At 62.6% G+C, this 22,887-nt stretch carries 20 protein-coding genes; 8 read left to right on the top strand and 12 right to left on the bottom strand.

What is annotated here, in order from left to right; genetic code table 11:
• Positions 1-12: 12 nt before the first annotated feature.
• The 7 genes from ATE48_RS15215 to ATE48_RS15185 form a co-directional block, all read right to left on the bottom strand.
• Positions 13-219: a hypothetical protein gene (locus ATE48_RS15215; RefSeq protein ID WP_066772941.1), complete on the bottom strand. Its 207-nt coding sequence runs from the start codon at positions 217-219 to the stop codon at positions 13-15.
• A gap of 1 nt (position 220) precedes the next feature.
• A complete protein-coding gene (locus tag ATE48_RS15210) occupies positions 221-1,435 on the bottom strand; it encodes an acetyl-CoA C-acetyltransferase (protein ID WP_066772939.1) in 1,215 nt (404 codons plus the stop codon).
• Between the two features lie 219 nt (positions 1,436-1,654).
• Complete coding sequence (locus tag ATE48_RS15205; protein WP_066772937.1) at positions 1,655-1,879, bottom strand: hypothetical protein; 225 nt, start codon at positions 1,877-1,879, stop codon at positions 1,655-1,657.
• Positions 1,879-2,349, bottom strand: coding sequence for an OsmC family protein (locus tag ATE48_RS15200; RefSeq protein WP_066772935.1), 471 nt, complete (start codon positions 2,347-2,349; stop codon positions 1,879-1,881). The genes ATE48_RS15205 and ATE48_RS15200 overlap by 1 nt, the downstream gene beginning before the upstream one ends.
• On the bottom strand, positions 2,349-4,142 hold the full coding sequence (locus ATE48_RS15195) for an acyl-CoA dehydrogenase C-terminal domain-containing protein (RefSeq protein ID WP_066772933.1): 1,794 nt from the start codon (positions 4,140-4,142) through the stop codon (positions 2,349-2,351). Before ATE48_RS15195 ends, ATE48_RS15200 begins: the two co-directional genes overlap by 1 nt.
• Positions 4,143-4,177: 35 nt before the next feature.
• Entirely contained in the window at positions 4,178-4,630 is a 453-nt protein-coding gene (locus ATE48_RS20230) for a MerR family transcriptional regulator (protein ID WP_066772931.1), read from the bottom strand.
• 92 nt (positions 4,631-4,722) lie between these two features.
• Positions 4,723-5,892, bottom strand: a complete 1,170-nt coding sequence (locus tag ATE48_RS15185; RefSeq protein ID WP_066772929.1) for an alpha-hydroxy-acid oxidizing protein — start codon at positions 5,890-5,892, stop codon at positions 4,723-4,725.
• A gap of 153 nt (positions 5,893-6,045) precedes the next feature.
• On the opposite strand from ATE48_RS15185, the gene ATE48_RS15180 reads away from it, so the two are divergent.
• The 4 genes from ATE48_RS15180 to ATE48_RS15165 all read left to right on the top strand — a co-directional run bounded on the left by ATE48_RS15180 (position 6,046) and on the right by ATE48_RS15165 (position 12,058).
• Entirely contained in the window at positions 6,046-9,771 is a 3,726-nt protein-coding gene (locus ATE48_RS15180) for an SEL1-like repeat protein (RefSeq protein WP_066772928.1), read from the top strand.
• 102 nt (positions 9,772-9,873) lie between these two features.
• A complete protein-coding gene (locus ATE48_RS15175; RefSeq protein WP_066772926.1) occupies positions 9,874-10,791 on the top strand; it encodes a sulfite exporter TauE/SafE family protein in 918 nt (305 codons plus the stop codon).
• Positions 10,791-11,585 (top strand): TIGR02186 family protein, encoded by a 795-nt coding sequence (locus ATE48_RS15170; RefSeq protein ID WP_066772924.1) that lies wholly within the window; start codon positions 10,791-10,793, stop codon positions 11,583-11,585. The genes ATE48_RS15175 and ATE48_RS15170 overlap by 1 nt, the downstream gene beginning before the upstream one ends.
• On the top strand, positions 11,582-12,058 hold the full coding sequence (locus ATE48_RS15165; protein WP_066772922.1) for a DUF3429 domain-containing protein: 477 nt from the start codon (positions 11,582-11,584) through the stop codon (positions 12,056-12,058). Before ATE48_RS15170 ends, ATE48_RS15165 begins: the two co-directional genes overlap by 4 nt.
• A 131-nt stretch (positions 12,059-12,189) precedes the next feature.
• Here ATE48_RS15165 and pdeM read toward each other — a convergent pair whose 3' ends face one another.
• The 3 genes from pdeM to ATE48_RS15150 all read right to left on the bottom strand — a co-directional run bounded on the left by pdeM (position 12,190) and on the right by ATE48_RS15150 (position 17,521).
• The gene (gene pdeM, locus ATE48_RS15160; RefSeq protein ID WP_066775204.1) at positions 12,190-12,882 is read right to left on the bottom strand and encodes a ligase-associated DNA damage response endonuclease PdeM; all 693 of its coding nucleotides are present in this window, start codon (positions 12,880-12,882) and stop codon (positions 12,190-12,192) included.
• A gap of 97 nt (positions 12,883-12,979) precedes the next feature.
• Positions 12,980-14,905 (bottom strand): alkyl/aryl-sulfatase, encoded by a 1,926-nt coding sequence (locus ATE48_RS15155; RefSeq protein WP_066772920.1) that lies wholly within the window; start codon positions 14,903-14,905, stop codon positions 12,980-12,982.
• 66 nt (positions 14,906-14,971) lie between these two features.
• Positions 14,972-17,521 carry a ligase-associated DNA damage response DEXH box helicase gene (locus ATE48_RS15150; RefSeq protein ID WP_156767800.1) on the bottom strand — a complete coding sequence of 850 codons (2,550 nt, stop codon included), beginning with the start codon at positions 17,519-17,521 and terminating at the stop codon, positions 14,972-14,974.
• A gap of 49 nt (positions 17,522-17,570) precedes the next feature.
• On the opposite strand from ATE48_RS15150, the gene ATE48_RS15145 reads away from it, so the two are divergent.
• The 4 genes from ATE48_RS15145 to ATE48_RS15130 all read left to right on the top strand — a co-directional run bounded on the left by ATE48_RS15145 (position 17,571) and on the right by ATE48_RS15130 (position 20,435).
• On the top strand, positions 17,571-18,248 hold the full coding sequence (locus ATE48_RS15145) for a hypothetical protein (RefSeq protein WP_066772918.1): 678 nt from the start codon (positions 17,571-17,573) through the stop codon (positions 18,246-18,248).
• Positions 18,245-18,949: a hypothetical protein gene (locus ATE48_RS15140; protein WP_066772916.1), complete on the top strand. Its 705-nt coding sequence runs from the start codon at positions 18,245-18,247 to the stop codon at positions 18,947-18,949. Before ATE48_RS15145 ends, ATE48_RS15140 begins: the two co-directional genes overlap by 4 nt.
• A 106-nt stretch (positions 18,950-19,055) precedes the next feature.
• Positions 19,056-19,958 carry a response regulator gene (locus tag ATE48_RS15135; protein ID WP_066772914.1) on the top strand — a complete coding sequence of 301 codons (903 nt, stop codon included), beginning with the start codon at positions 19,056-19,058 and terminating at the stop codon, positions 19,956-19,958.
• 75 nt (positions 19,959-20,033) lie between these two features.
• A complete protein-coding gene (locus ATE48_RS15130; RefSeq protein WP_066772912.1) occupies positions 20,034-20,435 on the top strand; it encodes a DUF2177 family protein in 402 nt (133 codons plus the stop codon).
• On the opposite strand, the gene ATE48_RS15125 is transcribed toward ATE48_RS15130, so the two are convergent.
• A complete protein-coding gene (locus tag ATE48_RS15125; RefSeq protein WP_066772910.1) occupies positions 20,408-21,841 on the bottom strand; it encodes an MFS transporter in 1,434 nt (477 codons plus the stop codon). The two genes, ATE48_RS15130 and ATE48_RS15125, sit on opposite strands and share 28 nt — an antisense overlap.
• Positions 21,842-22,876: an alpha/beta hydrolase gene (locus ATE48_RS15120; protein WP_066772906.1), complete on the bottom strand. Its 1,035-nt coding sequence runs from the start codon at positions 22,874-22,876 to the stop codon at positions 21,842-21,844.
• Positions 22,877-22,887 lie beyond the last annotated feature (11 nt).

The raw sequence follows: 22,887 nt of genomic DNA, 5'->3' as shown, positions 1-22,887 counted from the left end.
CGAACCTACCCTCTACCTATTCCCATCGTTCTTACGTTGCGGCGGATTTTTCTTGTCGTCTTCCTTCGGCGCCATCGCCACGCCGAGTGAAGCGCCCAGCCCGGCGCCGATAGCGACGCCGAGGCTGAGCCAGAGGCCGATATCTCCGGTAGCCACACCGACGCTGACACCGATTGCTGTGCCAATGCCGATGCAGAGCGCGAAGATACCGCCGTTCATCTTAGTTCACCCGTTCGATCACGGTTGCGGTGCCCATGCCGGCGCCGATGCAGAGCGTGATAAGCGCGCGTTCTTTGTCGGCGCGTTCGAGTTCATCGACCATGGTGCCGAGGATCATCGCGCCGGTTGCGCCAATGGGGTGACCCATCGCGATAGCGCCGCCATTGACGTTGACCTTGGCCATATCGAGATCGAGCGCTTGGACCCAGCGCAGCACGACCGCCGCGAAAGCTTCGTTGAGCTCCCAGAGGTCGATGTCTTGCTTGGTGAGGCCGAGCTTCTTCATCAGCTTCGCCGTGACGTGCTCAGGGCCCGTCAACATGATTGACGGCTCAGAGCCGATCGAAGCGCCGCCGAGGATGCGGGCGCGCGGCTTCAGGCCGAGCGCTTCGCCCATTTCCTTGGTGCCGATCAAAACACCAGCGGCGCCGTCAACGATGCCGGACGAGTTGCCGGCGTGGTGGACGTGATCGATCTTTTCGATTTCCGGATAACGCTGCTGAATGACGCCATCGAAACCAGGCATCACTTCGCCTTGCATCTTGAAACTGGGCTCAAGCGCGCCGAGCGATTGAAGCGTAGTTTCCGGGCGCATGAATTCGTCGTGCGCGAGCAGCGTGACGCCGAGTTGATCCTTCACCGGCACGATCGACTTCTTGAAGCGGTTTTCCTTCCAGGCTTGCGCGGCGCGCTGCTGGGATTGGACCGCGTAGCTATCAAGATCGGTGCGCGAGAAGCCGTACTTGGTTGCGATCGCGTCGGCGGCGACGCCTTGCGGCGTGAAGTAGGATTTCATCGCGATCGACGGATCAGTCGCCCATGAACCGCCGGTCGAGCCCATCGGTACGCGGCTCATGCTTTCGCAGCCGGCGCCGATGGCGAGTTCGGCTTCGCCGGATTTCACTTTCGCGGCGGCGATGTTGCAGGCTTCAAGGCCAGATGCGCAGAAGCGCTCGACCTGCACGCCAGCGACGGTTTGCGCGTAACCGGCGTTGAGCACGGCGATACGCGGGAGGTTGCCGCCCTGCTCGCCGATCGGTGAGAGGCAGCCCATGTAAACGTCATCGACTTTCGAGGTGTCGAGGTTGTTGCGATCGCGGATCGCCTCGAGCACTTGCGTCGCCAATTGCAGCGACGTTTGCTCGTGCAGCGAGCCGTTCGACTTGCCTTTGCCGCGCGGGGTGCGAACCGCGTCATAAATATAGGCCTCAGCCATCTTCCGTACTCCTCTTTCTTCCCCCGCCTGCGGGGGAAGTGGATCGCGCGAAGCGCGAGACGTTGGGGGCAACGCGGCCCCCTCAGTCACGCTTCGCGTGACAGCTCCCCCGTAAACTGGGGAGCAAACCACCCTCCGTGGGACCGGAGTCGTCCCGTGGCGCTTTGCAGCACCTACTCCGCTGACCGCTTCGCTCGGGCTGAGCGAAGCGCGGCAAACTTAGGCGCCGTCCGCGATCTCTCGCTCCAGCTCGGCGATCTCGACATCGAGCACGCTGATCTGGTGGCGCAAGCGATCGAGATCGTCGTCCAATTCTTTCAGAGCAGCGGGATCTTCCGCCGCGTTCGGCTCTGCAGCGCTTTCCTGGCGCACGCGTTCGTCCAACCGCGCGCGCTGAGCGATCTTCTGCTCAAGCCGCGTCACGAGATCGAGACGGTCGCTCATCAGTGCGCCTCACCTTCCGCGATGGCGACATCGCCGCGGAATGAATTGGCGATGAAGCAGGCTTCGTGGGATTTGTGATGGAGCTCGCGCACTTCTTCGGGTGTCGGCTGCTTATCGCCGCTCCATTCGATGATCGGATTGAGCTTCACCTGGGTGACGGCGATCTTGCCGCGATCGTCCTTGCCCATCACGCCTTCGGCTTGATCGATGTAGCTATCGACGACGAAGCCGGCGCGGCGGGCAAAATCCAAAACGAAAAGCATGTGGCAAGTCGAGAGCGAGGCCACGAGCATTTCTTCGGGATCGACAGCGTCCTCGCGCGAGAGCGGCAGCTTCACCACGTGCGGCGAGGACGAGCCTGGAACCACCGTGCCACCGTCGAACGAAATCTCGTGCGCACGCGAATATTGGCCGTCGGTAAACGGCTGATCGCCGCGCGCCCAGACAACGGTCGCGGTGTAGGTCGCCATCAGAACTGCTCCGCGGTGAGCGCCATGACCGGGCCGGCGCCGCTCTTCAGCTTGGCGAGATGCGCGGCGGCGTCGGGCAGCATGCGGGTGATGAAATAGCGGCCGGTGGCGATCTTGGTGTCGTAATATGGATCGCCAGCGCCGCCGTTTTTCTTGGCGGCGTAAGCGGCCTTGGCTTGCAGCGTCCACATGTAGGTAAGCGCGGTGAGACCGACGACATTGAGGAAATCGTGTGAAGCGGCGCCGGCATTGTCGAAGTTCGACATGCCGTTCTGCATCAGCCACATGGCGCCGTCCTGCATTTGAGCCTTCGCGCCCTGCAGAGCTTCGACGAATTCCTTGAGTTCGGCGTCGTCTTCGTGGTTGTGCACGAAATCGTCGATCTCGTTGAAGAAGGCGAAGATGGCGCGGCCGCCATTGGCGCCGAGCTTGCGACCGACGAGATCGAGCGCCTGGATGCCGTTGGCGCCCTCGTAGATCATGGCGATGCGAGCATCGCGCACGAACTGGCTCATGCCGTGCTCTTCGATGTAGCCGTGGCCGCCGAAGATTTGCTGGCAATTGGTGGCGTTAGCGTAGCCTTTGTCGGTGAGATAGCTTTTCAGCACCGGCGTCATCAGACCCATATAATCTTCGGCCTTTTCGCGCACCTTCTCATCGGGTGAGACAAGCAGGAGATCGCCGTAGATGGCGGTCCAGAAAGCGAAAGCGCGCGCGCCCTCGTTGAACGCCTTGGCGTCCATCAGCATGCGGCGAATGTCGGGGTGGACGATGATCGGATCGGCGGGGCCGTCCGGGTTTTTCGCGCCAGTGATCGAACGGCCCTGCAAGCGATCCTTCGCGTAGGCGACGCCATTTTGATAGGCGACTTCCGATTGCGAAAGACCTTGAAGGCCGACGCCAAGGCGCGCGACGTTCATCATCACGAACATGCCCTGGAGACCTTTGTTCTCCTGGCCGACGAGATAGCCGGTCGCGTCATCGTAATTGAGCACGCACGTCGAGTTGCCGTGGATGCCCATCTTCTCTTCGATCTTGCCGCAGACGACGCCGTTGCGCTTACCCGGGTTGCCGTCCTTATCGAGGACGAACTTCGGCACGATGAAAAGTGAAATGCCCTTAGTGCCCTGAGGCGCGCCTTCGATGCGCGCGAGCACGAGGTGGATGATGTTCGACGCAAGATCGTGTTCGCCGGCCGAGATGAAAATCTTCTGGCCGGTGATGCGATAGCTGCCGTCGGTTTGCGGGATCGCTTTGGTGCGCAGCATGCCAAGATCGGTGCCGCAATGCGGCTCCGTCAAGTTCATGGTGCCGGTCCATTCGCCGGTAACGAGCTTGGGCAGGTAGGTCTGCTTTTGCTCATCGCTGCCGTGATGGTGGATGGCTTCGTAGGCGCCGTGGCTGAGGCCCGGGTACATGCCGAACGCCATGTTCGACGACGACACCATCTCGCTCCACGCCAGAGAGATCACGTGCGGCATACCTTGGCCGCCATAGTTCGGATCGCAGGAGAGCGCCGGCCAGCCGGCCTCGACGAGTTGCTTGTAGGCTTCCTTGAAGCCGGGCGGCGTCGTCACCGAGCCATCATCGCGCCGCACACAGCCGTGCTCGTCGCCGACCTTGTTCAAAGGCGCGAGCACGCCTTCACAGAATTTCGCGCCCTCTTCCAACACCTGGTCGATCAAATCGATCGGCGCGTCCGCAAAAGTCGGCAAATTGGAATAGCGCTCAATGTCGAGCACATCCTTGAGGAGAAAGCGATATTCGCGAAGCGGCGCCGTGTATGTCGGCATGCACGTCCCCTTATGTTTTCTTGTCTATACGCGTCTTAGTGCGCGTCTTGCAGCCGCTTCTTTGCCTCGGCCTCAAATGCGCGCGCATTGGCCATGGCGGCGGGGGCGGCAGGCTTCGCAAGGAACTCTTCGAGCTGCTTTACGCTGTCGTGCAAGATTTCGATCGCCGCATCGACATCTTCGCGTTGCGCTTCCAGCGCGACGATGCGTGATTTGTATTTCTTGAGCGCCGTTTGCGCCTGCGCGCGCTGATCGACTTTGTAGAGATCCAGGATTTCCTTGATCTCGATCAGCGAGAGGCCAACGCGCTTGCCGCGCAAAATGAGTTGGAGCTTGGCGCGGTCGCGATGGGAGTAGACGCGGTTCATGCCGTCGCGGCGCGGGGTGAGAAGACCTTTATCCTCGTAAAAGCGGAGCGCTCGAGGCGTGACCTCGAACTCACGGGCCAGCTGCGAAATTGTGTACGTGCGCTCAGCTTTGGAAGTCATGGGGAGGTCCCTCCGGTTTACCCAGCCGGGCCACGCTAGTTTCCGTTTACGGTAGGGTCAACTGAAGTTGACGCATCCGTCATAAATAATGCTCAGCCAAGCAAATCGCGGGTGATGTCTTTCGGCGTTGGGCAGCCATTGAGCGCCATCGTGATGTCGAGCTCGGCCAAGAGGTATTCCATAACCGCCTGAACGCCCTGCTCGCCGGCCAAGGCCAGGCCATAAACATAAGGACGACCAATACCGGCGGCCGTTGCCCCAAGGGCAATGGCTTTGAAGATGTCAGCACCACAGCGGATGCCGGAGTCAAAGAAGACAGGCACGCGCCCGCCAATGACGGCGGTCACCTTCGCCAGCGCGTCGAGCGCGCCAATGCCGCCATCGACCTGTCGTCCGCCGTGATTGGAGACCATGACCCCGTCATAGCCTTCCTTAACGGCGCGCTCGGCGTCGTCAGCACGCATGATGCCCTTCAGAACAACGGGAAGTTTCGTCCACGATTTGATTTGCGCGATACGTTTCCAGTCGACGCCCGGATCGGAGAAGAGCTGCGTGAAGTGTACGGCGGCGGCGAGCGGGTTCTCTTCCGGCGTCTGCGGGAGCAGCCCCCGAAACACGGGGTCGGAAGTATATTGTGCGATACCCTGCCCGCGCAGGAACGGCGAGAAGCCGATATCGAGGTCACGCGGTCGCCAGCCGAGGACCAGAGTGTCGAGCGTAATGAAGATGGCTTTGCAGCCGATCGCCTCGGCGCGCTTGACGAAACTCTCCGCCAGCGCGTCCGACTTGCCCCAATAGAGTTGGTAAAAGCGCGGACCATCGCCGTTGGCTTGCGCGATCTTCTCCATCGGCGTTGATGCCTGAGACGAAATGATCATCGGCAGGTTGAGGTTTTTCATCGCGCGCGCGACCGCGAGATCGGCCTCGGGATGCATCATCTCGAGCACGCCTACCGGCGATGAAAAGACCGGCGCGGCAACGCGCGCAGCGAAAATTTCGCTACCGAGATCACGTGTCGCTGCGCCGGCCAGCATGCGCGGTGCGATCGGAAAGCGCGCGAAAGCGGCGCGGTTTGCTTCCGCCGCCGTTTCCAACCCGGCGCTACCGGCGGTGTACGCCCACGCCGCCGGCGTCATCTTCTTCTGCGCTGCTGCTTCGAGTCCGATGAAGTTGGTTGGGATGTCGGGCTTTGCGCCACTTAGTCCGCGCAGATACACCCCGCCTTGCGTTTCGGGTCCGAATTGGCGCGGCGTGTTAGACATGGCTAATCCCTGTTTACCTTTTTACGCGCCATTAACACGCCGACCGCTTTCATCGACACTGCAAAGTCGTGGGCGATTCTCGAATTCTTCGAGTCTGCCCCAAGGGGTTGGGCGTGAGCCGCGGACGCGCGGCACAACGCGGCGAGGGCTACAATGAGCGGTGCGCAAAGCTGGAGCGTCAAGGGCATTGACCCCAAAGTGCGAGAGGCGGCGCGTGAAGCTGCGGCTCGTCAGGGCATGAGCCTTGGCGAATATTTGAACCAGGCGCTTGCGTCAGGTCAGCTCGGGGGTGGCGGCGCGCAAACGCCGCCGCACAACTCGCTGCAACAACCGCCGCGCGCGCCGCGGGCCCGCTTTGGTTCGCAGACCACCGACTATGATAGCGAAGACGATTGGAACGTTGGCGATGCACGTGCGGCCGATCCAACGCGTTTGGCGCAGCGCATTGAATCGATTGAACGCCGCACGCAACTCGCGGTGACCGGTCTCGACCGCGCTGTGTCAACGATCGATCGCTCGGTGCTGGGGCTCGCTGCACGCGTTGAAGACGCCGAAGCTGCATCGAGCGAAGCGGCTGAGCGCATTGCCGATGCGCTGGAACAGTTCCGCAATGCGGGCGACACGCTGAGCGGCCGCTTGCAGCGCGCCGAGCAAACCTCGCAGGAAATTTCGGACGTAAAGGAACGTCTTGAGCATCAGGTTGCGGTTGCCGAAGAAGTGGCGCGCCGCGCCGAAGCCGCCGCATCTTTCCTGACCACCGAAATGGGCGGCCGCGACGCCGTCATCGCACAGACGCTGAGCGAAGCGCGCGCGGTTGCCGAAGAAGCTGCGCGTCAAGCGAGCGAAGCTTCGGCGGATGCGGTGAACGAACTGCGCCGTCTGCAAGAAGAACTGAACGAACGCCTGATCGACAGCGAAGCCTCAACGCGGCGCGCGATCGAAACGGCGGTTGCCGAAGTTCGCACCGAGACCTCGACTGAAACACGCGGCGCGCGCGAAGCGCTGCTGGAAGAAGTCGTCCGCCTCGAAAGCGAGATTTCGAAGCGCGTCGGCGCCGTCGATACGCTGAAGGCTGAGCAAGCCTCGCTTATCGCGCGGATCGAGCGCGCGGAAGCCGGCGCGCGCGAAAGCACGGCCGGTTTACGCCAAGCAGCGGGTGCGGCGATCGCGGATCTGCGCAATGCGCAACTCACGCTCTCGGCGCGCGTCAAGCAAGTCGAAGACATCGCTGGCCAATCCGGCGGCACGATCGATCTCAGTGACTTGCGTCAAGCGCAGCAAGACATCGCCGAGCGGCTGACATCACTTGAAACGAAGACCGACGCGAGCCCCCTCACCGGCGCGCTTGCCGCGTTTGAAGCGCGCATCGCCAGCGTCGAAGCGGCAACCGCCAATGCACCGAACGTCGATCATATCGGCGAGACGGTGAGCTCGCTCGATCGCGCGTTGCAGCGCCTAGCCGACAAGCTGGAAGAAACCGAATCGACAGCGAACACGGCGATCCGTCACATCGAAGAGACGGTTTCCTCACTCAGCGCCCGCATCGAGCACGGTGGCGGCGCGGCGATGGAGACAGAAGCTGTGCGCGCTATGCTCGAGCAACGGCTCGACACGATGGCGCAAACGGTGCGCGAAGAGATCACGCAAGAGCTGCAGTCGGTTATGGCGGGCGGCGAAGGCGTCGAGGGCGCGCTGGCTGACGTGAACCGCCGTCTTGCGGCCGCCGAACGGCGCCAAGCGCAAACGATCGAAGCGATCTCGATCGAGATCAAGCGCATGTCGGAGACGGTGGATCAGCGTCTGCGCACGGTTGAATCACGCAATGACGACGCGGCGGCCTCGGCGGTGCGTGAAGAGCTTTCGCGCATGGCGACGACGCTGGAGCAGCGCTTCGACGATATCGAGCGCCGTGAAGCGGCTGCATTCGATCGCATGGGCCTTGAAGTTGGCCGCCTCTCCGAGCGCTTGGAAGAGCGCGTAGGCGCGGTTGAGCAACGCAGCGCGCAAGCCATCGAACATGTGGGCGAGCAAGTCGCGCGCATGGCCGAACGCTTCAACCAACGCCAAGACATTATGGCGCGCGAACTGGGCGAGCGCATGCTCGACAGCGAAGAGCGCGCGGGCCAGCGTGTCTCGGAAGCGATCAGCTCGATCATGCAGCGTTTGGCTGAAGTAGAAGAACACAGCCAAGAGGCGATCGCGCCGGTGCAAAAGGCTGTGTCGAATGTCGCCTCGAAGCTCGAAGAGTTCGAGACGGGCCGTACGCCGGCAGCGCCAGCCGCACATGCGGAGCCGTCCATCCCGACGCCGTCGCGCCGGATGGAAGACTTCCCGACCTTCAACGACGACATCTCCTACGATCTCAGCAATCCTGAGCCGCAGCCTTACGTTTCGCCGCGCGATGCAGCGCAGCCGATGCGCGCTGGACCGCTCCCGCCGCGCCAGCCGGCGATGGAAGCGCCGAACGATCACGACATCTATTTCGCCGAAGACAATCAGATCGACGATCTGCTGGTCGATGAGAACACGGCGGAAGAGGCCTTCGTGCCCGCGGAATACAAGCCGATCGAGGTTTCTCCGGACGACGATCTGCTGATCGACGAAGAGGTGGAACTATCGGTCGCGCCGCCACCGCTTGACGACGATCCGTTCTGGACGCCGGACGACGATCTCGCGCCCGCGACGATTGAAGATGCGGTTGCTGGTTTGGTTGCACCACCTGCGCCGCACGCGAACGATGTGCCGCTGGCATTGGGCGTTGAAGAGGAAGCGCCCTTCTCACTCGATGCGCCGGACTTCAACGATCTGCCGATCGTGACAGAAGAAGAACCGCCGGCGAAGAACGATTATCTCGCCAATGCGCGCAAAGCAGCGCAGGCGCAGTCGCTACCGAAGACGCGCCCGGACCAAGCTGCTGCAGCGCCTAAGCTTAGCCTGCGGGGTTCAAGCCGTGTCGTGTTGTGGGGCGCGGCGAGCCTCGTCGCGGCCACTCTGATTGGTGGCGCGTACTATCTGAAGAACCGCGCCGATAGCGCCGAGCCGCAGCCGGATGCAGAACCGACGCCAGTGACCAACATGGCGCCGACGCTGCCGCCGCCTGCTGATCCGTTCGCGGAAGCGCCAGCCGAAGGCATGGCGCCGGATGGCGCAGTCACTGAGGGCGCTGCGCCGCCGCCTGCGGCGGAAACTGCTGGACCGCCGATGGCCCAGAATACGACGACACCGTCACAGCCGGTGGTCGCGGGTCCGCTGCCGGCGCGCAACGTCTCGCTTGAGCAAGCCGCGCAATCGGGCGATCTCACGGCGCAATATGAACTGGCGCTGCAGCGTATCAGCTCAGGGCGGGCTGCTGAGGGCGTGACCATGCTGCGCCGCGCCGCCGATCGCGGTTTCGCGATGGCGCAATATCGCCTGGCCAAGCTCTATGAGCGCGGCGAAGGCGTGCCGGCGGATCTGACGATCGCGCGCCAATGGACCGAGCGTTCGGCGGCGGCGGGCAATCGCCGCGCCATGCACGATCTTGGCGTCTATTTTGCGCGCGGCGAAGGCGCGCCGCTGGATGAAGCGGCGGCGTTCCGCTGGTTCCGTCAGGCGGCGGAACTGGGCGTTGCGGACAGCCAGTACAATCTGGGCGTCCTCTATCAACAGGGCCGTGGCGTGAACGCTTCCGCGTCGGAAGCCTTGTTCTGGTTCCTTGTGGCCGCCCGTCAGGGCGATCAGGACGCAGGCGCACGTGCGACGGCGCTTGAGGCTCAGCTGGCCCAAAACCAGATCGAACAGGCCCGGGCGCGCTCTCAGGCGTTCCGTCCGCGGGCAGCGAGCGCCGTGGCGAACGGCGAATTCGGCCCGCGCGCCTGGAACACGCGTCCAAGCACTTAATCAAGTCCCGGAATTTAGCGGCGAAGTAGCGTTGCCTACGCGCGCGACCCTCATCATAAGGGGGCCGCGGGCGTAGTGCTGCGGCGCTGAGTTCAGAGCAGAATTTTGATCTACCTGCCGATCGCCGAAATGCCGGTGGCCGTGCTGCTTATCTTGTTGGTGAGCGGCGCCGTTGGCTTTGTGTCCGGCATGGTGGGTGTCGGCGGCGGCTTCATCATGACTCCGGCGCTTTTGTTCTTGGGCGTGCCGGCGCCGGTTGCGGTTGCGACAGGCGCGAGCCAGATCGCAGCGACGTCTTTCTCCGGCATCATGACGCGCACGCGGCGCAAGTCCGTCGATTGGCGCATGGGGCTTTTGCTTTCGATTGGCGGCGTAGTTGGCAGCGCGGGCGGCGTGGCGCTGTTCGAGCGGCTGCTCCGGTTGGGGCAGCTCGATCTCATCGTCTCGGTGCTCTACTTGATCCTACTCTCGGGCGTCGGCTTCCTGATGGTGCGCGAGAGTTATCAATTCTGGCGCGGCAGACCGACGAAGAGCGTCTCCGTGTTGCGGCGCCCGGTCAAAAGCATCGCGCACAACCTGCCCTTTCGTATCCGCTTTCCGCGCTCGGGACTTTACATCAGCGTGTTGCCGCCGCTCGGCATCGGGTTCGCCATCGGCGCGCTCTCTGCGATCATGGGCATTGGCGGCGGCTTCATCCTGATCCCGGCGATGATCTATCTGCTGCGTATGCCGACCAACGTCGTCATCGGGACGTCGCAGTTTCAAGTGCTGGTGATCGCTTCGCTGATCGTGGTGCTGCAATCGATCGCGACGCAGACAGTCGATCTGGTGTTGGCGCTGTTGCTGATGGCGGGCGGCGTTGTTGGGGCTCAGATTGGCGCGCGTGTGGGCGCGGGCCTGAAGGCCGAGTACGTGCGCGGCATTCTGGGGGCGCTCCTAATGGCTGCGAGCATCAAATTCCTGCTCGATCTCGTGATCCCACCGGAAGAAGCTTATGTGCTCGGCGCGGGGATGTGGTGATGAAGCGCCTCCTCGCAACTCTTGCTTTGGTGATGTTCGCGGGCGCGCCAGCCTCGGCGCAGCAACAGCCCGGCTCTGACGTTGCTGACGATTTGCCAGCCGGCGTTGCCGAAGAGCAGATCACGGTGAGCTCCACGTATGGCGGCTCATTCATCACCGTGTTCGGCGTCAATCCGGATCGGCGCGGACGCGGGGACATCGTCGTCGTGCTGCGTGGGCCGAATGAGCCGGCGACGGTGCTGCAAAAGCGGCGTGCGTTTGGATTGTGGGTAAACGGCGATCCGGTGCGCTTCAGCGAAGCACCGGCCTTCTTCGCAGTGCTGAGCAATCGGCCGCTGCGCGATATTGCAAGCCCTGAATCGATTTGGCGCTATCAGCTCGATCCCGCCGCTTCTGCGCAGCTTGCGAGTGCTGTGCCTGCAGGCGGCGATCCTTCGGCCTACCGCGCAGCGTTAGTGCGGCTGCGCTATGAGCAAGGGCTCTATCAATGGTACTCGCGGCGACCGCAAGAAGGCGTTCGCGGCGGGCTTACGGCGTATCAAGGCGGGCTCTTCCGCGCGGTGGTGCGTTTGCCGGCGAATGCGCCCATCGCGCAATATCACGCCGACACCTATCTTTTTCGCGATGGCCGCTTGATCTCGCGACAGCGCATTCCGATCGTGATTTCACGCGTCGGCGTCGAACGCACGATCCATGATCTCGCCACAAACGTGTCCTGGCTCTACGGCATTGTGACGGTGCTGCTCGCACTGTTGGCGGGCTGGGGCGCGGCCGTGGTATTCCGCCGTCCGTGAGCGTCAGACCACCTATCCTTCCGCGCGCGGCGCTTCGTCTGGGATTTTTAGGCCTCGCACCGCTCGCCGTTTCAGCGCTGATCTCGCTCTCGGAACACGCAAGCACAGCGCGCTTGGGGGCCATCGGCTTCTCACTTTACGCAGCGGTGCTTCTGTCTTTTCTCGGCGGCGTGCGCTGTGGGTTTGAAATCATGCGCGCGCCGGAAAATCCGAACGGCTTACGGTTGTTGTTCAGCGCGCTGCCTGCCCTCTCCGGTTGGGCGCTTGCGGCCCTGGTTGTGTATATAACGCCAGTGCTGGGCGCGGCGGCGATGTTCGCTGGGCTCTTTGCGCTGCAGGCGATGTGGGATTATCGCAGCGCGCGCGATGCCGGCGCGCCGGCGTGGTATCCTGTGTTGCGGCAAGTGCTGACGGGCGGCGCGATGATCATCTGCATGATCATTCCGTTGGCGACGGCGTTGCACCGGTTTTAGGGTTCACGCTTCCTGGCCAAGCTCAATCGCATCGAAGATGGCATTGGGCGCCCGAGCCGGGATCAAGCAAGTGGCAAAGCTCAGCGTGTTGGTCCCGAGGTCCCGGGCCTCGCTTTGCTCGCCCGGGAAGGTTAGTCACCAATCAATCTTTCGTTCGGCGCGGGCAGCACCCGATCTTTGCCGAGGACGAGCGCAGTTGCGCCGTTTGGAAAGATGTGGGCGAAGGCTTCGTCGCAGACATTGAGCCCGCCGGTGAACGCGCCAAAGGCTGGCATGACCAAACGTGCGCCGTCGGTGGCGAAGCAACGGCGGCGGACGCTGCGGCCACGACCAGTGACCTTCGCGCATGGATGCAAGTGGCCTGCAATTTCGCCGGGTGCTTCGGACTCTGTTGGGTGGTGGCGCAGGACCAGAGAGCCCAAGTGCAGCACGTCATGGATTGCGCCGCCGAGTGCTTCGGGGGCGCGGCCATCGTGATTGCCTTCGACCCAGACCCAGTCGCAGCGCGACATCAGCAAGCGCAGGAGTTCGCGGTCGCGAGCGTCCATGCGCGCGGGCCCGCCGCCGTCGTGAAAGCTATCGCCGAGCGAGACGATAATCTCAGGCTGCAGGCGCAGCATCATATCTGTGAGCTTCATCAGCGCGGCGTGCGTATCGTACGGGGGCAACATCTGGCCGCGCAGCGCGTAAGATGAGCCTTTCTCCAAATGAAGATCGGAGACGATCAGGGTTTTTGACTCAGCGACCCAGAGCGCACCGTCCGGCAGCGCCGCGATCAACGTATCGCCAAGTCGCATCTCCACCGTCGCGCCAACGATCGCCATTGGCGGCGCGGCGCGCGCGGACGCGCGGCGCGGAGGCTCAGGCTTTGGTGCTGGCTGCGACAGGAGCGGCATTGCACATACGATCAAACCGGATTCGTCAGGGCGTGACGATGGGGAAATTCGGTTCGGGGTTGTCGAACACCTCGCCCAGACCTTCAAGGGATCTTCTGTTTCCCTGTATGCGGATTTGTCCGGACAACACAGCGCGGGCCATGCCTTGGGTCGCCATCGCTTGCAGGAATACCGCACGCGGCGAGGTGATGGTTGGCGCGGCAGCGACGGTTTGGTCGCGCTCATGGACGAGTACGCCATTGGCGATGGTGACAGCAAAGCGCTCGTTGCGTTCCGGGAAAACAAGGTTGAACGCATAGCGACGCGCCCCTAGGCGCTCAGGATTGAGACGCACGGCGAGAAGATCGAGAATGTAACTCGTGGGCGTCGCCGCGACGAGATCGGCGCTTTGCGTCGGCTGGCTTCGCGTGGGAGGTCCCTGCTCCAATTCACGCGCGGCGACGAGGTACATGTTGCGCCAGATCGCGCTCTCGGCCTGGTAGGCCATTTGGCGGTGCGTCCGCGCGAGGAGCTGGCGAGCGGCGGTGTTGTCGGGCGCGGCGAACACGAGATGGTTCAGGACGCGCGCGGCCCAGCGATAATCGCCTTCATCGAACGCGCGCTGACCTTCGGCTAGAACACGATCGGGGCCGCCCATGGCGCGCACGAAACGTTCGCCCTCTTCGGCGGGCGGAAGCGGATTGAGGTTGGCGGGATTGGCGTCGTACCAGCCCATGTAACGCTGATACACGGCGCGCGAATTGTGCATCATCGTGCCGTAATAGCCGTGATTGAACCAGCGCGCGGAGAGCGCTTCGGGCAGGCGCACCTGTTCGGCAATTTCACGATCGGTGTAGCCGGCATTCATCAGGCGCACGGTTTGATCGTGGAGATATTTGTAAGCGTCGCGATGACTGGCGATGAAGTCACGCACGCGATCGCCACCGAAACGCGGCCAAGCATGACTGTTGACCATGATCTGTGTGCGATCGCCGTAAAGGCGCAGCGCTTCGGTGAGATAGTCGGCCCAGGCCTTTGCGTCGCGCACCAACGCACCGCGCGGTGTGAGGATGTTGTGCATCGAGGCGGTGGCGTTCTCGGCGATGCAGAGCACGCCAAGGTCGGGAAAGAAGAAGTTCATTTCCGCCGGTGCTTCGGTATCGGGCGTCAGTTGGAATTCGATGCGAACGCCGTCGATGGTGAGCGTCTCGCCAGTGTGGGTGATGGTGCGGGTTGGCGGGATGAGCGTGAAAGTTCCAGCGGACACCGCAATGCCGATGCCGGAGGTCATCTGCCCTTCTGGACCAGGAACCAGGCCTGCGCCGAATTGATATTGTGCGCGACGGCTCATGGCGTTGCCGGCGATGACGTTCTCAGTCACCGCGTGCTCCATGAAACCATCGGGTGCGATGATCTCAACACCAGCCTCTTCGCCCGCCGGAACGACGCCGCGCACACCGCCGAAGTGATCGAGGTGCGAGTGGGTGTAGATGACGGCGCGAACGGGCCGATCGCCAATTGTACGGCGTGCAAGGGCGAGACCCGCGGCGGCGGTCTCAGAGCTCGAGAGCGGATCGATGATGATAAGGCCGGTGTCGCCGATGACGATCGTCATGTTCGACACATCGAAGCCACGGATTTGGTAGACGCGGTCGGTGACGCGGAAGAGGCCTGCGCGGGCGAGCAATTGCGCATGGCGCCAGAGGCTTGGGTTGACGCTGTCGGGCGCATCGCCGTGGAGGAAATTGTAGACTGAGAAATCCCAGGCGACGTTGCCGTCAGCGGTGCGGATTTGTTGCGCATCATTGGCGACGACGAAGCCGCGATTGGCGAAGTCTTCGTCCTCGCGATCAGCCCAAGGCAGGGTTTGCGCGAAAGCGGCGTTGGCGGCGCGCGTTGCCTCGCTCACCTGGGCACTGGCCGCGCCAGTCAGCGCGAACGCAAAGATCACAGCAGCCCAAATCGAACGCATCGTTTCCCCCGGAGTATGTTGTCAGAACCTGCGCCGCCGATGCGCGGCGCGCAAGCCTACGCTGCGTTAGCTCATCGCCTCGGCGATAAGACTGGCGGCGTCTTCGAGTACGGCTTCGTCAGCGCCGCCGCGCACGCCGACTTTTCCCATTTCGAGCATCACCGGCGCGGCGAACGGCGAGACGTGCGGCAAGTCCCGGTGGACGATCTTGCCTTTGACCCGGCGCAGCAGATCGCCGAGGCGCTTGATGTCGAGATAGCCCTCGCCCGCATCCGCGAATGCGGCTTGAAGCAGGATGTGGTCGGGCTCGTACTGTTTCAGAACCTCGTAGATGAGATCGGATGAGAACGTGACCTGGCGTCCGGTTTTGCGTTGCGCGCCGGGGACGTTGCGATCGATCATTCCAGCGATGACGGCGCACTTGCTGAAGGTCGACTTCATCAGAGTGGATTCACCGAGCCAGCTTTCGAGGTCGTCGCCGAGCATGTCTTCGTCGAAGAGTTGGGCGAAATCAACATCGCCCATCGGCTCCAATCCCCAAACCGCCATGGCGTATTCACTGGCGAGAAAGCCAATCGGGTTTTTGCCGAGGCGCTCCAGACGACGCGTGATCAGGACGCCGAGCGTTTGCTGAGCGAGGCGGCCCTCGAACGGATAGCAAACGAGATAATGTTTGTTGGCGCGTGGGAACGTCTCGACCAGTATCTCGTCAGGCGCCGGGACGACCGAGCGGCGCTTTTGCATCTTGATCCACTCGCGCACCTGCGGCGGCAACGCTTTGTGGCGCTTGGCATCGTGCAGCATGTGCCGCACGCGGCCTGCGAGGAAGGTGGAGAGCGGAAACTTGCCGCCCGCATAGGACGGAATCTTGGGGCTCTCTTGATCGCCCGCGCGCACGACCAAGGCTTCGGTATCGCGCACGCCGAGAAGGCGCAGAATTTCGCCAGCAAACAGGAAGGTATCGCCGGGAGTGAGGCCCTCGATGAAATATTCTTCGATTTGACCGAGGCGCCTGCCCGCAACGAGCGGCGCTAAGCCTTCGCCACTTTTTCGCGGCGTGCCAGGACGGGGACGGCCGCCTGCGCGATGGGCCAATCGTACGTCGAGCATTTCGGATTCGACAATCGCGCCGACGTTCATCCGGTGCTGCTGCGCGACTGAAGGATTGCGCACGCGCCATAAGTTCGAGTGCGGGTCCTGCACGATACGGCGATAGCGATCATAACTGCGAAGCGCATAGCCGCCGGTCGCGACCAGATCGACGGTGCGATCAAACTGGGAGCGCTTGAGATCAGCGTACGGCGCTGTGCTGGCGACCTCTGCGTAGAGCGCGTTTTCCTCAAAAGGTTCGCCGCACGCGCAGCCCATGATGTGCTGGGCTAGGCAATCTAGACCGCCGATGCGTTTGGATTCGCCGTCGAGCGCGCCCTCCTCGACCGCATCCTGCGCGGCGCGGCATTCCAGCACCTCGAAGCGATTGCTTGGCGCGAGCAGCGCCCGCGACGGCTCGTTGTAACGGTGATTGGCGCGTCCGATGCGTTGCACAAGGCGTGCGCAACCTTTTGGGGCGCCGATCTGGATGACGAGATCGACATCGCCCCAATCGATACCCAGATCAAGCGTTGAGGTGCAAACCACGGCGCGAAGCTTGCCTTCGGCCATGGCGGCTTCGACCTTGCGGCGCTGGGCGACATCGAGAGAGCCGTGATGCAACGCAATCGGCAGCGAATCTTCGTTGACGCGCCAGAGCTCTTGGAACGTCATCTCCGCTTGCGCGCGGGTGTTCACGAAGACGAGCGCGAGTTTGGTCTTTTTGATGGTTTCGTAGATTTCAGGGATGGCGTGGCGCGCGGTGTGGCCGGACCACGGGATGCGAGCATCGGAATCGAGCACATCGATGACGGGCTTTGCCCCGGGCGGCGCGCGAACGATGACGTCTTTATTTGGTCGATTTGCACCGAGAAGCCATTGAGCGAGGCCCTCCTCATCGGCGACTGTCGCGCTGAGGCCGATGCGGCGATGACTTGGCGCCCAGCGCTGCAGGCGCGCGAGTGCGAGCGCCAATAGATCACCGCGCTTGGTTGGCGCTAGCGCGTGGATTTCATCGATGACGACGGCTTGCAGGTCTTCGAAGAAGACGCGCGCGTGTTCGGAGGCGATCAGTAGAGAGAGTTGCTCGGGCGTTGTGAGCAGAATGTCCGGCGGATGGGCGCGCTGGCGTTGACGCTTCGACGAAGGCGTGTCGCCAGTGCGAGTTTCGATGCGGACGCCGAGCTGCATTTCACTGGCGGGCGTGCTGAGATTGCGCGCAACGTCGGTGGTCAGCGCCTTGAGCGGCGAGACATAAAGCGTGTGCAATTTGTGGGGCCGTCGCGCGCCCTCAGCCTTCCGAGGCGCAAGCTCGATGAGGCTTGGCAGAAATCCGGCCAGAGTTTTGCCGGCGCCGGTCGGGGCGATCAGTAATGTGGAAAGCCCCGCCCGCGCGCGTGACACCAATTCCAATTGATGGGCGCGCGGGGCCCAGCCGCGCGCGGCGAACCATTCGACGAATGGCGGCGGCAAGATCGGTACGCGGGCGTCCACCCCCGATATGTAGCGCAATCTGAGCGGCGCCATAGGCCTTGCGGCGTTGAGCGTCGCGGGCCGGCATGGCATGGTCTGCCCCATGTTCCGCATTGCACGTATCGCCGTCGTCGCCGGCCTTGTTGTTTTTGCTGCGTCAGCAGCCGCCCAGAGCGTGGGTTCAGCACTGCTCACCCAGGCCATCGCCGTGACCCAAGCGGCCAAGACCGATTACGCCTTCGATCTGCAGATCGACTCTCCCAAGATGAATTGGCGCGCGCGTTACACGCCGAATGCAAGCCCGGAACTGCGGCTGGTGGCGCCGCGCCGTGAGGACCTCGACAACGATCAGCGTCGCGCTTTCGATCGGATGGCCGAGGACGTCGACGGCGTCTCCTGGTGCGCGAGCGAATATATGGGACGCGTCGCCAACGTACGCCCAGTGCGCGAAGATGAGACCACCAGCACCTACTCGTTCCAACCGACGCGCGAGAGCATCCGTAATGAGCAGTCGCAACGCTTCGCTGAGCATTTGCGCGGCGAAGTGACGTTGCTGAAGGACACGCCGGACATCACGCGCGTGCGGCTTTATGCGCCAGCGGCGTTCAGCCCGCTTCCGCTGGTTCGCGTGGACTCGATCAACATCGTGATTACGTGCCAGGCGGCGCCGAATGGGCGCCGTTACGCCGCTGAGACCGTGAGCACCGTGCGCGGCAATGCGTTCGGGCAAGCGTTCGATGAACGTTCGGTGCAACGCACCCAAAACCTCAGCGCGCCGTGAAGTCACCAGAGCCTCACCTTCGCGCAGATCGGGTCCTTGCAACGCTTGAGCAGTTGCAGACGCGCATCAACGCCCGCTTTCCGGAGGCTGGGCTTTCGCTCGTATGCGCCGATGTGATCGATACCGCGCGCTTTAGCGCCCGTGACGCCCGCGATCTTGCGCGCCCTCGCCCGTTGTGGCGGCTTGGGGCGATTTCAATCGTGGCGCTCGGCGTTGCGGCGCAAGTGCTGGCGTTCCGGTTTCTGGACATTCAAGTCAGCACGCTGACGGCGCCGGAAATGTTGCAAGGACTAGAGGCGGCGGTGAACCTGCTGATCCTGTTCGGCGGCGCGACGTGGTTTTTGCTGACGCTGGAAGAACGGATGAAGCGTGAGCGCGCGCTGGATGCGTTGCATCGGCTGCGCCAACTCGCGCACGTCATCGACATGCACCAGCTGACGAAGGACCCGACTGTCGTCCTCGATCCGCGGAAAACCGCGGCCTCGCCCGATCGGACCATGACGCAGTTCGAGTTGACCCGTTATCTCGACTATTGCGCCGAGATGCTTTCGCTGATCGGCAAGCTGGCCGCGCTCTATGCGGATCGCGTGCGCGACAGCGTCGTCATTGCCGCCGTGAACGACGTCGAGGACCTGACGGCGGGCCTCGGCCGCAAGATCTGGCAAAAAATCACGATTATCGGCGCGCTCGAAGAGCGCTAAGCCGCCAATCGCTAACCGACGTTAACTTCACGTCGCGGGCGCCTTCAGCGAAAATCAAATAATCGGCGTTAGGGTCTTAGGCTGTTCAGGGAGCTGAGATCGACGCATGCAGGGGGTAGATCACTTCGATCCGTCCGGCCTCACTGCGCTCGTCCTGGACGATAATCACTACGATCGCGGCATTTCCGTCGACCAATTGCGCGCGATGGGCTTTGGCCGCGTGATCGGCGCATCCAACACGATGGAAGCCTGGGAAGCGGTAAAGCACTCCAATCCGAATGTGATCTTGATGGATTGGCTGACAGGGGGCGGCGGCGATGGGCTGGAGTTCGCGCGGCGCGTTCGCAAGAGCGAAGAAACACCCAATCGCGCCGTGGCCATGTTCATGTTGACAACACGCGGATCCGCCGCCGATGTCGAACTGGCGCGGCGCGCGGGCATCGACGGCTATATGCGCAAACCGGTTTCGGTTTTCGCGCTACAGCAGCGGGTAAAGACCGTCATCAACAACCCGCAGCCCTTCGTGGTGACCTCAAGCTATGTTGGCCCATGCCGGCGCCGGCGCAGACCCGATCTCAACTATCTCGGTCCGCTTCGCCGCCTAGATGACGTCGCGCCCGAGCAATTGGTCAAAGGCGATAGCGAAGAACTTGATCTGAAGGCCAACCTCGCCCGCGCGCGCGTCGCAGCGCTTGAAGCAGCTTCAAGGGATCTCATTCCCGGTGACGCCAACAAGGCGCGGCTTGTGTATCGTGCGGTGCAGGATCTCGTTGAAGTCGGCGAAAAGATCGGTGATCCGACTTTGGTGCTCGGCGCGCGGGAGATGGCGCGTTACCTCCAAGCGCAAGGCGCAACAGACCGGCTCGATCCAGAAGTCGTGCGCACGCACGTGTCGGCACTGCACCAGATCGCTCACCTCCCCCACGCGCTTTGCGAAGAGCGCCAACAGGTAGCATCGAGCCTAAAACGCATGGTCGACAAGAAGCTTCGGCAAGCCAACGCCGCCTAGGCTGATCCACTTCAGTCCCAGACACGTACCCAATCCTTAGACCTAGAGCGCGCTGGCGCGGCGAGGATCGAAGGCATGTTGGCTTATCTTATTGGCTGGGTCGTCGCGGCGGGCGCGTTCCTTGGCCTGGACGCACTTTGGTTTAGCCAGATGGTGCCGCGCTTTTACCGGCCGATCATCGGCACGATCATGCGGCCGCAGCCCAACCTCACCGCCGCCGCTGCGTTCTACCTCATATATGTGAGCGCGATCATGTTCTTTGCGGTCGCGCCGGGGTTAGCGGAAGCAAGTGTCGCCAAGGCGATGACGCACGGCGCGGTGTTCGGCTTTGTCGCGTACGCGACATTCGATCTGAGCAATCACGCGATCATGCGCGCGTGGTCGACCAAACTTACTTTGGTCGATATGGCGTGGGGCACGTTGGCGTCGAGCTTGACGGCAGGCGCGGCCTATACGGCGGCGTCAGCCTTGAGCTGAGGCGGCGCCTTCACGAAGAGAAGCAACAAGAACCCCGCAACGAGCAAGATGCTGATCGAGCCGAAGCCTATGCGCTGGCTCTCGTAGCTTGCGGTGAAATGCTCAACTAGAAGCGGGCCGAGCCAAGCCGTTGCCGAGCCCGAGAGAGCGTAGAGGCCGAAAACCTCCCCTTCCATGCCTTCGGGCGCGAGGCGCGCCATCAGCGCACGACTTGATGCGTAGGCAGCGGTGATCGACATGGCGATGACGATCGCAAAGCCCATGTACGCAACTTCCGGCAGCGTGTTGAACATCGGGCTCGAGGATAAAACAGCGTTGGGATCGACCGGGAAGACAAAGAGGATCGATGTTGGCGTCATCGACACCATCGCCACGAGGCAGATGAATGTGACGCCGATCTCGATCACGACAGCGCGCTTTGGACCGATGCTGTGATCGAGCCAGCCACTGATGATGCCGCCGGGAACCGCGAAGATCGTCAAGATGATGCCGTAGGCGAGCATCTCGATAAGCCCCCAACCCATCGTCCCGGCCGCGTAGATGCCGCTGAAAATGAGCACGGCGGTCTTGCCATCGGCGTAGAGCATCCGGGCGATGAGGAAGAGCGCAACATTGCGGTAGTGGCTGAGCTTGCCAATGGTGGAGATGACGTTGCCGACGCCATTTTTCATGGCGTCGCCGAAGCGTTCGCCGGTGGTGACAAGATCAGGCGTGTAGAGAAATAGCGGAACGGCGAAGATGATGAGCCAGCCCGCACAGAGCAATGTGACGACGCGACTTGGTTCGAACTTCGTTGGATCGAGTCCGAACAATGGTGCGTCGGGCAGGAACGGCAGATCGACCTGTCCCGGCAGCGCCATGGTGACGAGGACGAACACGAGCAGAAACAGCGAGCCGGCATTGCCGAGCGCGAGGCCCCAGCCGGAAACCTGCGACAGCAGCGGCGCTGGCGTGGCGCGCGTCAACATCGCGTTGTGCAACACCTCGGTGTAGACGAACGCGATGCCGCTGATGGTGACCGCAAGGCCAAGCGCCCAAATCGGCAGGCCGCCCTCACCCGGCACAGCCCACCATTGCACGAGGATCGCAAGCGCAAGCGCCAGCGTGAATGCAGCGAGCAAAGGCTTGCGGCGCCCCATACGATCGGTGGCGGCGCCGAGGAACGGCGCAGTGAGCGCGATGATGATGCCAGCAGTCTTGTGCCAGCCGGAGATGAGTTCCTGGCCGCGAATGGGATCGCCGATGACGACGTTCGAAACGTACGGCGCGAACACATAGATGGTGCCGAGCAACACCCACGGATTGCGCGCCCATTCGAACAGCGCCCAACTCCAGGCGCTGCGACTGATCTTGCTTCCGGCTCCCCCTCCCGACGTGTTGGTTGCAGTGCCGGGAGAAGTTGTCATTTAGCGATTGCCTTTCAGCGCAGCGGCAGTCTCGCGGGCGATCTGCTTGATGGCGGCTTCGGCGGCCGGAGCGGCCGAAGGAAATGCGACGAAGCCGTGCGGCAGTGAATCGAAGCGCGTGTACGCAACCTTCACGCCCGCTTCGGTCAGGCGTTCGCCATAAGCGACGCCTTGATCCAGCAGCATATCAAAGCCGGCGCCATAAATCAGAGCCGGCGCAACGCCGCGCAAATCTTGCGCGCGCCCCGGCGACACGCGCGGATCGCTGGGATCGGCATTGTCGGGGAGATATTGCTTCACGAAGAAATCGAGCGTCTCGGCAGTGAGTGGCCAAGCATCAGCGAATTCGTGCATTGAAGGCGTGTCTGAGACGAAGTCGATCCCAGGGTAAATGAGCAGCTGCAGCACTGGCGCCTTCGCCTTGCGCATCTCCTGCGCGATGATCGCCGAAAACAAACCGCCCATGGAATCGCCGCCGATGGCAGCTTTGCCGACCGGCGCGCCATAGCGCGCGGCGTTGTCGACGGCCCAATTATAAACAGCGATGCAGTCTTCAAGACCGATCGGATATTTGAACTCGGGCGCCAGTCGATAATCGACCGAGATAACCGGCGCGCCGGCTTCCTTGGCGATCAACGCACACAGACGATTGCAGCTTTCGAGCGAGCCGATGACGCCGCCACCGAAATGCAGATAGACCATCATCGCCGCGGAATTGTCGCGCACGGTCGGCAGATAGAGGCGGCACGGCACCGAATGGCTGCGCCCGGTGACGTAGAGTTTCTCGATGCGGACGCCCGGAACTTTACCGCCGCCGAATATCTCAGCGCCACCGTCGGTCTGCGCGCGCAAGATAGCGACAGTCATCTTGTCCCACGGCACCGCGCGCTGGCGCGACTGCGCTTCCAGGAATTGCATGCGTGGATCGAGCGTCATGCCGCGAACCGTGCGTGGTTCGCCGCCCGAAGCTTTGATCAACGCTTCGTCGGAACGCGACAAAGCAAGATGCACGAGCGCTTTGCGCAGCCAGGACAATCAGTGCTCCT

The organism is Candidatus Viadribacter manganicus (genome assembly GCF_001679665.1).
Classification (GTDB): Bacteria; Pseudomonadota; Alphaproteobacteria; order Caulobacterales; family Aquidulcibacteraceae; genus Vitreimonas; species Vitreimonas manganica.
Note: the sequence above shows the minus strand (reverse complement) of the source record. Positions and strands in the feature narration are given on the sequence as shown.

Excerpts from the sequence above, each read along its gene's own strand:
- ATE48_RS15215 (WP_066772941.1), bottom strand. The coding sequence starts at position 219 with ATGAACGGCGGTATCTTCGCGCTCTGCATCGGCATTGGCACAGCAATC.
- ATE48_RS15210 (WP_066772939.1), bottom strand. The coding sequence starts at position 1,435 with ATGGCTGAGGCCTATATTTATGACGCGGTTCGCACCCCGCGCGGCAAA.
- ATE48_RS15205 (WP_066772937.1), bottom strand. The coding sequence starts at position 1,879 with ATGAGCGACCGTCTCGATCTCGTGACGCGGCTTGAGCAGAAGATCGCT.
- ATE48_RS15200 (WP_066772935.1), bottom strand. The coding sequence starts at position 2,349 with ATGGCGACCTACACCGCGACCGTTGTCTGGGCGCGCGGCGATCAGCCG.
- ATE48_RS15195 (WP_066772933.1), bottom strand. The coding sequence starts at position 4,142 with ATGCCGACATACACGGCGCCGCTTCGCGAATATCGCTTTCTCCTCAAG.
- ATE48_RS20230 (WP_066772931.1), bottom strand. The coding sequence starts at position 4,630 with ATGACTTCCAAAGCTGAGCGCACGTACACAATTTCGCAGCTGGCCCGT.
- ATE48_RS15185 (WP_066772929.1), bottom strand. The coding sequence starts at position 5,892 with ATGTCTAACACGCCGCGCCAATTCGGACCCGAAACGCAAGGCGGGGTG.
- ATE48_RS15180 (WP_066772928.1), top strand. The coding sequence starts at position 6,046 with ATGAGCGGTGCGCAAAGCTGGAGCGTCAAGGGCATTGACCCCAAAGTG.
- ATE48_RS15170 (WP_066772924.1), top strand. The coding sequence starts at position 10,791 with ATGAAGCGCCTCCTCGCAACTCTTGCTTTGGTGATGTTCGCGGGCGCG.
- pdeM (WP_066775204.1), bottom strand. The coding sequence starts at position 12,882 with ATGGCGATCGTTGGCGCGACGGTGGAGATGCGACTTGGCGATACGTTG.
- ATE48_RS15155 (WP_066772920.1), bottom strand. The coding sequence starts at position 14,905 with ATGCGTTCGATTTGGGCTGCTGTGATCTTTGCGTTCGCGCTGACTGGC.
- ATE48_RS15150 (WP_156767800.1), bottom strand. The coding sequence starts at position 17,521 with ATGGCGCCGCTCAGATTGCGCTACATATCGGGGGTGGACGCCCGCGTA.
- ATE48_RS15145 (WP_066772918.1), top strand. The coding sequence starts at position 17,571 with ATGTTCCGCATTGCACGTATCGCCGTCGTCGCCGGCCTTGTTGTTTTT.
- ATE48_RS15135 (WP_066772914.1), top strand. The coding sequence starts at position 19,056 with ATGCAGGGGGTAGATCACTTCGATCCGTCCGGCCTCACTGCGCTCGTC.
- ATE48_RS15130 (WP_066772912.1), top strand. The coding sequence starts at position 20,034 with ATGTTGGCTTATCTTATTGGCTGGGTCGTCGCGGCGGGCGCGTTCCTT.
- ATE48_RS15125 (WP_066772910.1), bottom strand. The coding sequence starts at position 21,841 with ATGACAACTTCTCCCGGCACTGCAACCAACACGTCGGGAGGGGGAGCC.